General features: G+C 66.7%; 9 protein-coding genes and 1 pseudogene. 5 read left to right on the top strand and 5 right to left on the bottom strand.

The window, feature by feature from the left end:
* Positions 1 to 39: 39 nt before the first annotated feature.
* Entirely contained in the window at positions 40 to 3744 is a 3705-nt protein-coding gene (locus tag AB3G31_RS10015) for a hypothetical protein (RefSeq protein ID WP_367850023.1), read from the bottom strand.
* Between the two features lie 171 nt (positions 3745 to 3915).
* On the opposite strand from AB3G31_RS10015, the gene AB3G31_RS10010 reads away from it, so the two are divergent.
* Complete coding sequence (locus AB3G31_RS10010) at positions 3916 to 4806, top strand: DMT family transporter (RefSeq protein ID WP_367850022.1); 891 nt, start codon at positions 3916 to 3918, stop codon at positions 4804 to 4806.
* A 43-nt stretch (positions 4807 to 4849) separates the two neighbouring features.
* On the opposite strand, the gene AB3G31_RS10005 is transcribed toward AB3G31_RS10010, so the two are convergent.
* Positions 4850 to 6094, bottom strand: coding sequence for a TIGR03862 family flavoprotein (locus tag AB3G31_RS10005; protein WP_367850021.1), 1245 nt, complete (start codon positions 6092 to 6094; stop codon positions 4850 to 4852).
* 327 nt (positions 6095 to 6421) lie between these two features.
* Between AB3G31_RS10005 and AB3G31_RS10000 the strand changes: the two genes are divergently transcribed.
* The 4 genes and pseudogenes from AB3G31_RS10000 (at position 6422) to AB3G31_RS09985 (ending at position 10786) form a co-directional block, all read left to right on the top strand.
* A complete protein-coding gene (locus tag AB3G31_RS10000; RefSeq protein ID WP_367850020.1) occupies positions 6422 to 6994 on the top strand; it encodes a dihydrofolate reductase family protein in 573 nt (190 codons plus the stop codon).
* Between the two features lie 25 nt (positions 6995 to 7019).
* A complete protein-coding gene (locus tag AB3G31_RS09995; RefSeq protein WP_367850019.1) occupies positions 7020 to 7577 on the top strand; it encodes a dihydrofolate reductase family protein in 558 nt (185 codons plus the stop codon).
* Positions 7578 to 8057: 480 nt separating this feature from the next.
* Positions 8058 to 9206: pseudogene (locus tag AB3G31_RS09990) on the top strand (IS481 family transposase).
* A 932-nt stretch (positions 9207 to 10138) separates the two neighbouring features.
* Positions 10139 to 10786 carry a hypothetical protein gene (locus AB3G31_RS09985; RefSeq protein ID WP_367850018.1) on the top strand — a complete coding sequence of 216 codons (648 nt, stop codon included), beginning with the start codon at positions 10139 to 10141 and terminating at the stop codon, positions 10784 to 10786.
* 39 nt (positions 10787 to 10825) lie between these two features.
* Here AB3G31_RS09985 and AB3G31_RS09980 read toward each other — a convergent pair whose 3' ends face one another.
* The 3 genes from AB3G31_RS09980 to AB3G31_RS09970 are packed head-to-tail and all read right to left on the bottom strand — an operon-like array spanning position 10826 to position 15959.
* A complete protein-coding gene (locus AB3G31_RS09980) occupies positions 10826 to 14131 on the bottom strand; it encodes a UvrD-helicase domain-containing protein (protein WP_367850017.1) in 3306 nt (1101 codons plus the stop codon).
* On the bottom strand, positions 14128 to 15321 hold the full coding sequence (locus tag AB3G31_RS09975; protein WP_367850016.1) for an MFS transporter: 1194 nt from the start codon (positions 15319 to 15321) through the stop codon (positions 14128 to 14130). Before AB3G31_RS09975 ends, AB3G31_RS09980 begins: the two co-directional genes overlap by 4 nt.
* Complete coding sequence (locus AB3G31_RS09970; RefSeq protein ID WP_367850015.1) at positions 15318 to 15959, bottom strand: HAD family hydrolase; 642 nt, start codon at positions 15957 to 15959, stop codon at positions 15318 to 15320. Before AB3G31_RS09970 ends, AB3G31_RS09975 begins: the two co-directional genes overlap by 4 nt.
* Positions 15960 to 15963: the final 4 nt, after the last annotated feature.

Raw genomic sequence — 15963 nt, 5'->3', positions numbered from 1 at the left:
TCCCTGCTCTGGGCACCGTCCCCCTCCCCCCCAAAAAAATTATTCCCCCACCACGGCCACCGCCATGGGCGAGAGGTTGGCGTTGTCCAGCCCGCGCTCGGCGTTTTTGCTGGCGACGGAGGGTAGCCAGAGCTCGATCACGCCCGGTGTGGCTTTCAGGGCGTTGGGCAGGTTGCGGATCCACACCTGGTCGGGCGCGCCCGGAAGCACCCACGGCGCGCCGAGGTACTGCGACAAGGCTTTGGCGCAGGCCTGGCTGCCGGTGGGTGTGGGCGGGGCATTGGGGTTGGTGCGGTCATGCAGCACAAAGGTGGGTTTGGGCCAGGGCTCGGGTCGGCGCTGCTGGCGCAGATCGGCACTGCGCACCACGTTCTCCACCGGGGCTACCTGCACCGTCGCGCTGACCTGCTGGTTCAAGGTGTCGCGCAGCACATTCGCCACCGCAAACGAGGCGGGGTCGTACACCTGGATGTACAGCGTGGTCTTGCCGGTGCAGGCCTGGGCGACGGCCTGGGCCCTGGTGTCTGGCACTGTGGGGTCCACCGGCGCCACGGCGGGCGGTAGCTGCACGGCCGGTGGCGGCGGATAGACCGAGCCCACGCTGGGCGGCGCCACCGACAAATCGAACAAGGCCATCGCGCCCAGCGCATCCCATTTGCGGACCAGGCTGTCGCGCAGGTTTTTGCTGGCCCGGGCCTGGTCTTCGGGGCTGGCACCATTGACCCAGTAGCCCATGGCGCTGCTGCGGATGTCGGGCTTCTTGATCAGGCTGCAGAGGTCTTGCACCCGCTGCTGGATGGCACTGCTGCACACAAAATAGTTCTCCAGCCGACCGCACTGGCCGGTGATCTGCTCCACCAGCCGCTCGACGCCGGAGGCGTCCACCCGGCGGATGGCCGGACTGTTGCGGCGGCCCAGCAGGTCCTCGGTCTGGGTCAGCATGTGCTGGGGCAGCTTGGGGCAGGCCTCGTCCAGGCTGTCGATTCTTTCGGCCACCTTGGCGTACAGCTGGCTGGTGTCGGCCTGCAGGTCGCTGCTCTTGCGCTGCAGCTGGTCTTGCACCTGCCACAGCGACAACACCAGCGTGCCCGAAGCCCCCAGGCCCAGCGTGGTGCCGATGGCCGTGGCCCGTACGCCGCGCCGCCACAGCGGCTCGGACAGCTTGGCGTCGGCGGTTTTCACCCCGCCCAGGCGCGCCGCCACCTGCATGCCGTGGTGGGCCGGGCTGCGCCAGCCGGGCAGCAGCGCCAGCCATTCCTCGGTCAGGGCGCGGCCAAAGTCTTCGCCCAGGCGGTGGTAGCTCTCCCACTGGGCTTCGTCGAACGACTGGTCGGCGGTGGCTTCGTGCGGGAAACCGGGGTGTTTTTGCTTGTGGGCCAGCAGGTCCACGTCCAGCGCGTCGTGCATGTTCGGCTTGACCACCAGCAGCGTGCCTTCGGGCCGGAATTCGGCCCCGCCCGGGCCCGTGCGGGGGCGGTAGCGGATGCGCGCCAGCAGCACGCCCCGGCAGGAGTGGTTGTCTTGCATGTCTTCGGGCGAGAGCACGGTGACCTCGCGGCGCTCCTGGGTGAACAGGCGGGTCAGCACCCGTGCGGCTTCGGTGTGGCTGTAGAAGTCGATCTCGGCCCCGAAGTCGATGCGGGCCTTGCGCACCAAGTTTTCCAGGTCGCCAAACTCATAGTCGGGGTCGCAGCTGGCATCGGACAGGATGATGAAGTCCAGCTCGCGCTTGATCAGGGCATACACCCCGGTGTTCTCGAAGTGTCCGCCGTCGGACAAATACCACCAGGGCCGCTCCACCCCGTAGAAGGTGGCCAGCGCCTCGTTGACCAGCATCATCGGCTTGGGGCACCAGCGCCAGCCAAACCAGCTGCCCAGCTTCAGCTCCGGGCTCTTGGCGGGCGCCCGCATCCAGTGGCCCAGGCGCACGCCCAGCAGGTACAGCAGCAGCGCCAGGCCGCGCGAGGTGTAGGCCCCCGCCCCCGGCGATGCCGCCGCGCCCGACACCGCCACCCAGCGGCCCAGGGTGCCCACGTCCTGCCCCTTCCTTTGGGCGATGAAGGCCCCCGGCCCCACCTCGAAGCCGCGCCAGCTGGCGGTGATGGCGGCACCCTTGCGGTCGGCGTTGTACAGGCCGCTGCGGTAGTCGCGCGTCTGGTTCAGGCAGGTGTTGACCAGGTGGATGGGCCCGCCCTTGTGCTCGGGCGCGTAGCCGTGCATGTGCATGTCGTCGCCCTCCACCACCTGGGTCACGTCGCTGCGCGGTTTGCTGGGGTCGTTCATGTGGCGGTGCGGGTTGCCCGCGGCCAGGTAGGCGCGCACCAGGCGGGCGCGGTAAAAGCTGTGCAGCGACGACGAATTGGCCATTTGCGCGTTGGCCGCCGTCAGCACCATCCAGGTGGCCCAGGCCACCAGCAACAGCCCGGCCCGCAGCACCGCGGGCATGTCCACAAACACGCCAAACGGGTTGAGTGAAAACACGAACCACTGCACCAGCACCAGCCAGCCCAGCCCCAGCACCACGCAGGCCAGCAGACTCGCCACGTTGACCAGGCGGGGGGCCCAGTCCTGCTTTTGCTTGCTGGTCTCGGCGGCCATCTGCTGCAGTGGCTGGACCAGGTTGCGCAGTACCAGCAACACAAAGCCCCCCACGCCCAGGCCGCCCCAGAGCCACGACGGCGTGCCATCGCGTTTGCTGTCCAGCGCCTCCAGCCAGGCCTCCAGCAGCCACCAGCTCACCAGGTCCAGCAGTCCCAGCGCCAGCAAACCCAGGGCCAGCAGCAAAGCCCCGCGCAGGGCACCGGTCAGGCCGTGGCGGATCTTGGCCACCAGCAGCGAGTGCGACGTATTGCGCGACTGCCACAGCCACAGCACCACCCCGGCCTGCCCCAGCGTGAGCGAGCCCATGCCCAGCGCGCAGGCATTCAGCCAGCCCGGCCCCTGCGCCAGCGAGTTGCCCAGGCCCGCCGCCCAAAGGCTGCCCCACAGCAAGGCCGTGCACAGCGCGGCCACCAGCACAAACGCCGCATCGCGCAGCCCCAGGTGGTGGATCACCAGCGCCTTGTCGCCGCCCGCATCGCGCGCCGCCCAGTAGCCCGCAATCAGGCCCGGCACCGTGGCCAGCGCCACCGCCAGCGACAGCACCCACCACGGCGTGTACCAGCCAGCCCAGCCGTTGAACCACTGGAAGCGGTGCTGTAGCAGATGCGGCGACAGCACCAGCAGGCCCAGCAGCAGGCAGGAGAACATCAGTTCGGTGTGGATCGCGAGCCAGGCGCGCAGGTAGGTGGCCACCGCCGTGCCGGTGTCGCGCGAGCCAGACGGGTTCAGGTAGCGGCCATTGCGGCGCAGCCAGGCCAGCACCGGCGAGGCCCCGTCGGCCATCAGCTGTTGCGCCGCCTGGATGCCGTAGGTGTCCACCAGCCGCCCCCACATGGCCCCGATGTAGCCGCCGCCCGACACGGTGGACAAATAGTCCAGCCGCCCCAGCAGCCCGTCGCGGGCCAGGCCGCGGGCCGCACCGCCCTGGCCCCGGTTTTGCGCCAGGCCGCGCATCAGCCCCAGGGCAAAGGTGGCGCTGCGCACGCCCCCGCCCGACAAGGCCAGGCCCACCTGGGGTTGGTCCAGCTCGTGGTGGTCGCCCGCGCCCTCGGCACCCAGCACCTGCTGCCGCCGCGCCAACACCGCCGCCTGCTCGGACGCGCAAAGCGCTGCAATGCTGTCGGGATGCGGTTCTGGGGCCATGCGGTTCTCCGGCTATGGACCTATTCTGGACCGCTACACCGCCGCCTGCATCCCTACAATGCACTACAAGCCTGTATAGCCAAGAGCTACATAAAATATAGCTTCTTGCGCCCATCCCATCAGCACAAGCGGCCTAAAAGCCTTATAAATTTTCCGAGCCCACCCTCATCCATGTTGAAATTTTTATCCACCCGCTGGTACGCCCTGGCGGGCAATACCCGGGGCGTGCTGCTGGTGGTGCTGGCCATGCTGTGCTGGTCGGTGCTGGACGCCTGCAACAAGCGCCTGATGGCCGAGGGCATTTCGCCGCGGCAGGTGCTGTTTTTGCAGTCCACCGTGGTCTTGCTGATGGTGGCCCCGCTGGTCGCCTGGACGCGGGGCCGCGTGGTCCGCACCCGCAACCCGCGCATGCACCTGCTGCGCGCGGGCTTCATCGTCACCTCGGCCGGGTGCGCGGCCTGGGCGGTGGCGCACCTGCCCCTGGCCGAGGCCAGCGCCTACCTGATGACCGGCGCGCTGTTCATGCTGCCGCTGGGCGTGTGGCTGCTGGGCGAGCGTGCGCACTGGCTGCGCTGGCTGGGCGTGGCGGTGGGCTTTGGCGGCGTGCTGGCCATATTGCAGCCCGGTGCCGGGGCCTTCCAGCCCGCCGCGCTGGTGGCGCTGTTCGGCGCGTTGATGGAAGCCATGCTGGGCGTGGTGCTGAAAAAATATTCGGGCCACGAGCACCCCATCGCCGTCCTCACCTGGAGCCAGACCGCCTGCTGGCTCAGCTTTGGCGTGCTCAGCGGCTTCGCCCTGCCCAGCGTGCCGCCCGCCCTGTGGGTGCTGCTGCCCATCGTGGGCCTGGCGGCGTCGGGCATTTACCTGTCGTACTTTTTTGCCTACCGCGCGGGCGATGCGTCGGCCGTGGAAGCCGGCAGCTTTTCGCTGCTGCTGTTCAGCCCCAGCCTGGGCTACGTGTTCTTTGCCGAAACCCCGGCCGCCGCCTTCTGGACCGGCGCGGGCTTGCTGGTGTGCGGGATTGCGCTGGTGATTGTGGAACCGAGTGGGCGTGCCAGCTAGTCGGCTAGCTTTTGTATAGCTGCTTACGCCCACGCCATAAGCGCTAGCGGCCTAAAAAGCGTAAAGCGCCCTGCCCGGCGCGGGCACCACTGGCCAGGCTGGCGGTGAGCAGGTAGCCGCCGGTGGGGGCCTCCCAGTCCAGCATTTCGCCTGCGGCAAACACGCCCGGCAGCGGCTCCAGCATCAGGTCCGCGTTCAGCGCCTCGAAGGCAATGCCACCGGCGGAGCTGATGGCCTCGTCCAGGGGCCGGGTGGCGACCAGGCGGATCGGCAGGGCCTTGATGGCGGCAGCCAGCGCGGCGGGGTTCTGGAAACTGGCCTTGTCCAGCAGCTCGTGCAGGATGCCCGCCTTGATGCCCTCCAGCCCAAGGCGGCTTTTCAGGTGGCTGGAGAGCGAACGGGTGCCGCGCGGATGGGCCACGTCGGCCAGCACGCGCTCGGGGGTTTTGTCGGGCAGCAAATCCAGCAGCACGGTGGCGTGGCCGTTCAGCGCAATCTCGTCGCGCACCAGGCTGGATACGGCATACACCAGGCTGCCTTCGATGCCGCTGGCGGTGGCCACAAACTCGCCCTGGCGGCGGAACGTCTCGCCCTGGCTGTTGGTGAACGACAGCGCCACGGTTTTGAACGGTTGCCCGGCGAAGCGGCTGCTGAAATGCTCCGTCCAGCCCGCCACGTCAAAGCCGCAGTTGGCCGGTTGCAGCGGCACCACCGGCACCTTGGCCGCCTGCAGCAAAGGCACCCAGGCACCGTCCGACCCCAGGCGCGCCCAGCTGCCGCCGCCCAGCGCCAGCACCACCACGTCGGCGGTCAGGGCCACAGGCCCCTTCGGCGTGTCAAACGTCCAGGTATTGCCCTCCAGCCCCACCCAGCGGTGCCGCATGTGGAACTGCACCCCCGCCACGCGCAGGCGGTGCAGCCAGGCACGCAGCAGCGGTGCGGATTTCATGTCGGTCGGAAACACCCGGCCCGAGCTGCCCACAAAGGTATCCACCCCCAGCGCCTTGGCCCAGTCGCGCAATTGCGCCGCCCCCAGGTCTTGCAGCCAGGGAGCCACCTGCGCCTGGCGCGTGCCATAGCGGGTAGCGAAGAGCTCAGACGGCTCGGAGTGCGTCAGGTTCAGCCCCCCCTTGCCCGCCAACAAAAATTTGCGCCCCACCGAAGGCATGGCATCGCACAACTGCACCGCCACCCCCGCCTGGGCCAACACCTCCGCCGCCATCAAGCCCGCAGGCCCCCCGCCAATCACCAGCGCGGTGGTGCCCGTGGGCTTTTGTTCTTTTTGCATGGCTTCTTTCAGGATGACGGGTGTTGTGTGAGGGGGCGAGGATACAGGGGTTGCGGTGGGCTCTGCAGGGGTGCTCCTGTTTTTGATGTTGAAAACAGGAGCTACTCACGCTGATGGAATGGGCGATAGCGGCATTTTTCAGGGGGCAAAATGGGCCTGAAAATAGGAAAACTGGGTTCTGCATCGCCCGTGGACCCGCATGCGTGCTCCAACACTTTGCGGGTTGGCGTGGGCGGCGGTGTAGGAACTTGAAAATAAGCCACAAAATCCGAAAATACGCCCATGGCCTGGGCCCTGGCTGCACAGCACCACACAACCGCGCCTTCCATGAAAACCCAGTACTACACCGCAAGCAGCCTGGATGGCTTCATTGCCACCGAAGACGACTCCCTGGAGTGGCTTTTCCCTCTGGGCGATGTGAATGACACCAGCTACCCGTCGTTCATCGCCGACGTGGGTGCCCTGGCCATGGGTTCGGCGACCTACGCCTGGATGCTGCGCCACGCGGTGACCGTGCAGGACCAGATGGGCAGCGCCTGGCCCTACACGCAGCCCACCTGGGTCTTCTCCAGCCGGGCGCTGCCGCGCGTGCCCGGGGTCGACCTGCGCTTTGTCAGCGGCGATGTCCGGCCTGTCCACGCAGCGATGCGACGCGCTGCCAGCGGCAAAAATATCTGGATCGTGGGCGGTGGCGACCTGGCAGGCCAGTTCTTCGATGCTGGCCTGCTCGATGAACTCATCGTGCAAGTCGGCTCCGTGACCCTGGGCCAAGGCAAGCCGCTATTCCCCCGCCGCCTGACCTCCCCACCCCTGAGCCTGACCTCCGCCCAGCAGATCGGCAGCGGCTTCGCCGAACTCCGCTACGCGGTGCCAAACAGCCAGGGCAACGGTGCAGCCTGAAGCAAGAGAACTCCAGAAGGACACCATGGGACTCTTGACCTTCAGCATCAACATCACGCTGGACGGCTGCGTCGACCACCAGGAAGGCATCGCCGACGACGAGACACACGCCTTCTTCACCCGCCTCATGGACCAGAGCGGCGCGATGCTGTGGGGCCGCGTCACCTACGAGATGATGGAGAGCTACTGGCCCGCGGTCGCCCGCGGCGACACGCAGGCGCCACCGGCGATGCGCGCGTGGGCGGTCAAGCTGGAGGCCAAGCCCAAGTACGTAGTGTCCTCGACGCGAAAGGACTTTCCCTGGACCCACAGCCACCACATCGGCGGCGAGCTGCACACGGGCGTGCAAAAGCTCAAGGACGCGACTCCGGACGGCGTACTCCTCGGCAGCGGCAAGCTCGCGACCGTGCTGGACCGGCTGGATCTGATCGACGAATACCAGTTGCTCGTCCACCCCAGGATCGCGGGCCACGGCCCGACGCTGTTTGAGGGCGGGCTGGCCCGCACGCGACGGCTGGCGTTGGTATCGGCGCAGCCGTTGCGCAACGGCGCGGTCGCCATGCACTACCGGCGCGCGCGCTGACCCGCAGATGGCTTATGTTGGCCCGCTGGTGGGCGTGGGCATTGAGCCCCGCCACCCGTCAAAAAGCGCCGCGCTGGCGGGGGAGCGGGTACGCTAACGCTTTGTGGATTTTGGCCCATTTTTTAGAGCATTAAATACCCTGCTTGTGCTGACCAGAAAAGCACGAGCAGCTCCTATTTTTGACTATCAAAATAGAAGCGGATTGTGTGGGCTGCGCGGGCGGCAGCCAATGGGGGTCGGAGCCCAATTGCGCGCAGCTTGCTGGCGGTGCGAGAGGGCTGCATCCCGCATTTGGGCTCCGACCCCTATTGGCGGGTTGGCGTTGACGGCGGGTTGGTTTCTACTGCGATCGTTGGCCGGGATGTGCGCCCGGCGGCGCAGTATCTTTTCTTTTACGCTGTATGGACCGGAGACATAGGAAACAGGTGTGCGAAGACATAGTAAACACCTCCTGTGCGCATTCAGCGCAGGGAGACCAGCATGCCTTGGACACCGAAAGACCTTATGGACATGAAGCAAGAATTCGTGGAACTGGCCTGCAAAGAGGGAGCCAACCGGCGCGAGCTGTGTCGCCGCTTTGGCATCAGCCCCAAGACCGGCTATGCGCTGCTGGCCCGTTACGCCCAGGAAGGGGTAGCTGCCTATGCCCCCCGCTCCCGCAAGCCCTTGCACAGCCCTGCACGCACCTCGCCCACTCTGGAGCTTGCCGTCACGCAACTGCGCGTACAGCACCCTGCATGGGGTGGACGCAAGATTGCCCGCCGCTTGGCCGAGCTGGGCCATGCCGATGTGCCTCCGCCCAGCACTGTCACGGCCATCCTGCACCGCCACGGCCTGATCACGCCCCAGGCCAGCGTGGCCGCCCAGCACTGGCAGCGCTTCGAACACGAGCAAGCCAATGCGCTATGGCAAATCGACTTCAAGGGCGACTTCGATACCTTGCAAGGGCGCTGCTATCCGCTGACCTTGCTGGACGACCATTCGCGCTTCAACCTGGTGCTGCAGGCCTGCCCCAATGTGGCCACCACCAGTGTGCAGCCCCACCTGGCCCAGGTATTCCAACGCTATGGCCTGCCGCTGCGTGTGAATGCCGACAACGGAGCCCCTTGGGGCAGCCCTCGCCAGCCCGGGCAGACCTTGAGCGAGCTCAGTATCTGGTTGATCCGCCTGGGTATCCGGGTCAGCCACAGTGCGCCGTACCACCCGCAAACCAACGGCAAGATCGAGCGCTTCCACCGCTCGCTCAAAGCCGAGGTACTGGCAAGGCGCAGCTTTGCAGGCTTGGCGCAAGCGCAATTGGCTTTCGAGCACTGGCGCGGCATCTACAACCACGAGCGGCCCCACGATGCGTTGGAGCTACAGACCCCGGCCCAGCGCTACCAGAGCAGCCCGAGAAGTTACTCCGCCACGCTGGCACCGATCGAGTACCCCCAAGAGGACACGGTGGCCGTGGTCAACTGGAATGGAGAAGTCCGTTTCAAGGGGTTCAAGCTGCGGGTATCGAGCGCGCTGCTCTAGCTACCGATTGCCTTCCGAGAAGACCCCGAGCAGGTGGGTTACTACAACGTGTTCTTCTGCCATCAGCGCTTCATGCAGGTGGACTTGAAGGCTTTGCAGGCCGCTGCCTGAAGGACCATTGTGTTTACTATGTCCCTGCACACCTGTTTCGCATGTCCCCGGTCCATACATTACGCAAAAGAAAAGACACCAAAAGAAAGGCGCCCCAACTGTCTGCGCCCTCCGCTGGCGCTACGGGAACCTGCGGTGCGCGCTTTGGGCGGGGTCTGGCTAAACTCGCTGGCGCTCAAACAACGCCAACCCTGATCCGCCCAAAGCTGTGCTCCTCGGCGCATACAGATGGGGACCCCGGGGCCGGGATCGGCCCGGCTACGCCGGGCATCGCGCCGGTCGCGATGTGCCCCCACCCCGGCCCTCCCCCGGTGGGGGAGGGAGAAATACCGGTAAACACCACGGTGCGTACGGGCGTTCACTGCCTTGCCCCTTCCCCCGCCGGGGGAAGGTTGGGATGGGGGCACTCGTGCCCTAGGCACGATGGGGCGCTGCGCGCCCCCGATTGCGATCCCAGGGGCCCCCTCTAGATGCGCCGAGGAGCGCAGCTTCAGGTGGACCAGGGCTGGCGTTGTTTGAGCGAAGCGAGTTTAGCCAGACCCCACCTGAAGCGAGCACCGCAGGCTCCCCGACGCGATAGCGACGGGGCGCAGGTAGTGGGGGTGGCCTTTTCTTTGGTGACTTTCTTTTGGCCACGCAAAAGACAAGTTACTGCCCTGCCGGGGGCACATCCCGGCCAGCGGCGTTGGCGGCATGCACAGCTTCAAAAACGAGAGCAGTCGCAATGCAAGCTGCAAGAGATTGCCGGGATATAGTGCAGCGTCCCTCTGCTATTTTTCTGAAATTGTTATTGCCTTCTAGGGCGCACCGCAAACCGAAAAAATCCAAGTCAGGTCGGATTTCAAGAATAACTTGTCACCCATGCTAGGGCGACAGATGAGATGCCAAGGAGACTCGAAAGTATCTCTCCATATTGAGGCCTTACACAACTTATGTCCGATGCCACTATCGAGAAGCTTGCGTTTCTAGCCCTCGGCTGGCTACTAGGCCTGCTAGGACCAGTCATCGTAGATAGCATCAAGCGCAGGCGCGAGAACAACCTCGGCAGAGCCGCAATCCTGAACGAGTTGACCGAATTGGCCGGAATACTTTCTACTGCAGCATACGGAGCCCGTATGCACCTCGGAACCACCGACAGAAAGTTCCTTGAGTGGCTAAAGATCACCTTAGAGCAGTACGCAACCACGCCCAAACTTCAAGAATTCATCCCCCGCATTCGTACCCAGCTTACTTGGACTGACGATCAACTTCGCGCTGTAGTGGAGCAGATGACAGCAACCGATGGGAAGGGCACAGTGCTTCAGCACTATCCGGTCCCTCTGCTTGATGCTCGCGTCTCGGCGCTCTGGTCTTTTGAGACATCATTTCAGCGACAGTTGCTTGAGATTCGCAGAAACGTTGCTATTTTGGACGACGTAGTTGATCGCTCACGCAAGTACTTTGACATGACCTTCACCAAGCTTGAGGGAAACAATTTTCAACTTGTAACCGAGAATCTGACACAGACTTATGAGCTATACGCCGAGAGGGCGGTAACCATCGTAGATCAAATAAAGTCCTTAAAAATTGGCCCTGATTAAGGTCTCAATGAAAGCGAGTATTCAAGGGAAGACTGCATCTCAAATTGATGCCGTTTCAACCACCACCAGCCCTCCGCCCGCCGTCAAAAACGCCGCCTCCACCGCCGCCCCCGGATACAACACCCGCAACGCCGCCCGGTAAGTCTCCAACTGCTGCACCAACCCCGCATCCCGCTGCGGCTGGGCTTTGGATTTGTGGTCCAGCACCCACCAGGCACCCGTGTCCTTGCGGCGTACCAGGCGGTCTAGCCGCAAAGTCTGGCCCTGGTAGTTCAGGGCCACCTCGTTGCCCGCCCAATCCACCACCTCCGCATCCCAGGCCCAAGCCCCTTCGCCCGCACGGATGGCGGCGGCCATGGTGGCGGCTTTTTGCGACTGCGCGGCGTCCAGGCTGAACTCGCGGGCCACGGCCTGCTGCCGGGCGGGGTCGGTCACGCCCCACTCCAGCAGCCGGTGCATGGCCTGGCCCACGCGGGACTCCAGCGACTCGGCGGCGTTCACTTCGGGCCGCTTTGGTGCGACCTGCAGGCCAATATCGGGCACCACCAGCAGGGTGAAATCGGCATCGGCTGCGGCGGCCTGCAGTGGGTCGGCGGCGGCCAGCGCTCCGATCCTTTCACCCAGGGGCTGCAAGCGCTGCCACCACGAGCCATCCACCGCCTTGTGCGGCACCACGGACGACAGCACCAGCTGGCTGCGGGCGCGGGTCATGGCGACGTACAGGCCGTTGAGTTCTTCGCGCTGGCGGGCGGCCTGCTCGATGGCCAGCACGTCGACCACGCAGGCGGGCGGATTCGATTCACTGGCCAAAAAGACCAGGCGCACGGGGTACTCGGCCTCGCCCGGCCAGTCCACCAGCACGCCCATGGTTTCGGCCTTGCCGGGCGGGGAGTCGGTGTCGAGCAGCAGCACCAGCGCAGCCTCCAGGCCCTTGGCACCGTGCACGGTGAGCAGGCGCACGGCATCGGGGGCGCTGGTGACCGGGGCTTTGACACCACCGGCCTTGAGGGCGCGCACCAGGGCGTAGGGGGTGGCGAAACGGCCTTCGTTGAGCTGCAGGGCCGTGCCCAGCACGGCACGCAGATTGGCCAGCACGGACGTGCGCAAGGCGGCGGGCGCGGCGGCGGCGAAGCGGGCCAGCACGTCGCCGTGGGCGTAGATGGCGTCCAGCGCGTCGTGCGGGGGCAATGCGTCCAGCCACTGTTTCCATTGCACCAAAACCGGGGCCAGCGCTGATAGCGTGGGCGTAAGCAGCTCTGAATTGTGTAGCAGGCTCCACCAGCTGCTGTCATGGGCAACCGGGGAAACCCCCTCACCCCCGCCCTCTCCCCGGAGGGGCGAGGGAGCTAATTCAGGGACAGTGGCGCGGGCGGCGCGCTGCAGCTGGGCCAGGTGCACCAGGTCCGCGTCGGCCACGCCAAACAGCGGAGATTTCAGCGCCTGCGCCAGCGACAGGTCGTGGTGGGTGGACACCAGCGCGTCCAGCAGGGCTGCGATGTCTTGCACCTCGGGCGCGTCGGCCAGGTCGGCTTTTTCGGGCTGCTGGGTGGGGATGTGCAGGGCGCGCAGGGCATCGCGCATGTGGCCCAGGCGCTCGCGGCGGCGCGACAGCACCATCACGTCCTTGGGTGCCAAGCCGTCGGCCAGTTGCCCGGCCAGCCACTGGGCGGCCTGGCGGCATTCCAGGGTGCGCAAGGTGTCTTCGGGCTCTTCGCGGGGCGTGCCCAGGCTGTCGCGCCAGCCATCCTGTGCGGCCTGGATGGCGGAGGCATTGGCATCGCGGGGAATGGCGGGCAGGTAGCGCAAGGCCCCCAGGGCGGTGGATTCGGTGGTGTGCTCGCGGAAACCGTCGTAGGCACCGGCAGCCTGCGCGGCCGACATGACGGCGTTGACGGCGGCCATTACCGGGGGGGCGTTGCGGCGGGTGTGGTCGCAGCTGAGCAGGTCGCCGCCCAGCCCGTCCACCACAAAGGCCTGGGCGGCGCGGAACACCTGCGGCTCGGCGCGGCGGAAGCGGTAGATGCTTTGCTTGGGGTCGCCCACGATGAAGACGCTGGGCGCGCCGGATGCACCGGCATAGCCGCTGAGCCAGGCGTGCAGGGCCTGCCACTGCAGCGGGCTGGTGTCCTGGAATTCGTCGATCAGCAGGTGCTTGACCTTGGCATCCAGCCGCTCCTGCACCCAGCCGCTGAGCACGGGGTCAGACAGCATGACGGACGCGGCGCGTTCCACGTCGTTCATATCGACCCAGCCGCGCTCGTATTTCAGGGCGGCCAGCTCGGCGATCAGCACGCGGGTGAGGCGCGCCATGCGCTGCTGGTGCGCCCAGGCGGCGTGCTGCAATTGGGCCTGGGCCACCTGCAGCACCAGGTCTTGCGCGGCGCGCACGGTGGCGATGCCGACAATCTTTTCGCCAAACTTGCGGGCCGTGCCTTTTTGGGTGAGCAAGGCGGCCAGCACCGCATCTGCATCCTGGGCCGTTAGCGCCTGCTCCAGCGCGCTGCCTGCGGCGGAGAAGGTCACGGCGCTCGCCCGGCCCAGGTGGCCAGCGGCCTCTTGCAGCAACGGGCGCTGGGCCCAGAGCAAATCCTCGGGTGCGGCCAGCCCGGTGAAGGCGGGAAACTGCACGTCGAACGGCGGCACCGACGCATCCACCACGCCCTGCGCGTCGGCCAGCACAAACTCGACCCGCTTGTTCAACGCGGCGGTCAACGCTTTGTGTGCCTGGAAGCGGCCCTGCACGGCCACCAGGGCTTCAAAGTCGGCGCGGGCGCCGGGGCTGTCGACCACGGTGGCGTAAAAGCGCGGCCACACGGCGGTGACGGCCTCCACGTCGTCTTCCAGCAGGCTGTAGTGGGCGGGCAGGCCCAGGTCCTGCAAAACGGCCAGCGGCGCAGTGCGCAACAGGGCGGCAAACCAGCTATGGAAGGTGCGGATCTGCACCGGGCGGGCACTGGCCAGCAGCTGGGGGTAAAGGTTTTTCAGGGCCGGGGCCTGCAGGGCGATCTGCGCGGGCGGCACGCCGCGGGCCAGGAGTTCCTCGGCAAGCTTCTCGGGTGTTGCCTGGGCGAACTCGACCAGCCATTCGTTGAGGCGCTGGCGCATTTCACCGGCGGCTTTTTTGGTGAAGGTGATGGCCAGGATCTCGTGGGCGGCGGTGCCATGGCCATCCTTGGCCAGACTGCCCTCCAGCAGCGCCCGCAGGATACGCGACACCAGCATCCAGGTTTTGCCCGCGCCCGCGCAGGCCTCGACCGCGATGCTGCGCCGGGGGTCGCAGGCGATGGCGTAGAAGGCGGCGCGCTCGACCGGGTGGCCGTTGTGTTCGTAGGCGGCGAGGGTCATTGCTTCTTACCCAGGGCCCCAACGGCCACCAGGCTCAGCAGCACAAACGGCAGGCAGGCAGCGTACAGGTTGCGGATGCCGAAGTGCTCGGCCACCTGGCCCAGCAAGGGCGGGCCCAGCAGAAACACCACGAAAGAGATTTGCGCCAGCGCCGCCACGTTGACGGCGGCGGGCCGGTCCACCCGCTGCGCGGCCGCCGACATGGCCAGCGGAAAAATGCCGCTGGTGCCCACGCCCATCAGCCCCAGGCCCAGCAGCGCCAACGCGGGCAAGGGGGCCAGCACCACCAGCAGCGCGCCGCAGCCCAGCACCACCAGCAGGCAGCGGGCAAACACCACCGGGCTGAAGCGCTCGACCAGGCCGTCGGCAAAAAACCGCATCACCGCCTGGGTGAACGCGCCCGCCGCCACCGCCAGCCCGCAGACCAGCGGCGAGGCGGCAAACACGTCGCGCATGTAGATGGCCGACCAGTCGGCGCCCGCGCCTTCGAGCAGCATGGCCGACAGCGTGACGCACACCAGCGCCATGATGGCCCAGGTGGGCCGGGCGAAGTGCGGGGCTTCCTCGGTGGTGGCTTCGCGCAGCGGCGCGGGGCTGAAGCGGCCCAGCAGCAGCAGCGTGGCGGCCAGCGACACCGGCACCATCAGCGCCAGGTGCAGCTGCGGGCTGATGCCCAGTTGCGCAATGCCCGCGCCCGCCAGCCCGGCAGCAAAAAAGCCAAAGCTCCAGAAGGCATGGGCGCGGTTCATGATGCGGCGGCCCAGCTGGTGCTCGACCCGGTCGGCCTCCACGTTCACCACCACCTCCACCACGCCGATGCACAGGCCCGCAGGCACCAGGCACAAAAACAGCACCAGCGGCCCGCTGGCCCAGCTGGCAATGGCAAAAAACAGCGCAATCATGGGCGTGAGCAGCAGCAGCGCCCGGCGGTAGCCAATGCGCTCCAGCAGGCGGCTGGCCAGGGTCAGCGACACCAGGGTGCCCGCTGCGGTGCCGATCAGCGCCAGGCCCAAAGCGCCCTCGCCCACGCCCATGCCGCGCTGGATTTCGCCCAGCCGGGGGAAGATGCCGCCCAGGCCAAACGAGTACAGGAAGAAGGCCGCAAACACCCGCCATTCGGCCGACAGGTGCAGGCCGAAGCGGGGGGCGGTGTCGATCGTTGTGGGGAACAGGCTTGCACCGGTTTTCATGCCAGCCACCCGGTTTGCGCCAGATCGCGCTCGCACTGCGCCGCGTCCAGGAACTGGATCGCCTGCCAACCCCGGGCGCGCGCCGTGGCCACGTTGTGGGCGTTGTCGTCGATGAACACGGTGTCGGCAGGGGTCAGGCCAAACCGGGTTTCGGCCAGCGCGTAGATGGCGTGCTCGGGTTTGATCAGGCCCACCCGGGCCGAGAAGATGCCGTCTTCAAAGTGGCCAAAGAAATCGCGCTCCAGCAGGCGGTCGGCATACGGCGTGGGCATGTTCGACAGGTACACCAGCCGGTGCCCCTGCGCCTGCAGGCGGGGCAACAGCGCGGCGGTGTCTTGCTTGGTGTGCAGGTGGTCGGGAATGGCGTGGATGAAGCGCAGCAGGTCGTGCGCTGCCACCCCGCTTTGCGCTGCCAGCAAGGCGGCCAGGGGCGCGGGCTCGACCGAACCCCGGTCGAAATCCGCCCAGGTGGCCCCCGGATGCAGGCCCTGGAAGATGCGCTCGCACAGCGCTTGCGCCGCCGCGGCGGTGGGCGCGTGCCCGGGCAGCTCGTGCCGGACGATGTCGGCGGGCTGCCAGTGCAGCAGCACGGCACCCAGATCAAATACAACTGTTTTGGAGGGGGATTTGGAGAGCAAGGGA

It is taken from the genome of Rhodoferax sp. WC2427 (genome assembly GCF_040822085.1).
GTDB lineage: Bacteria > Pseudomonadota > Gammaproteobacteria > Burkholderiales > Burkholderiaceae_C > Rhodoferax_B.
Note: the sequence above shows the minus strand (reverse complement) of the source record. Positions and strands in the feature narration are given on the sequence as shown.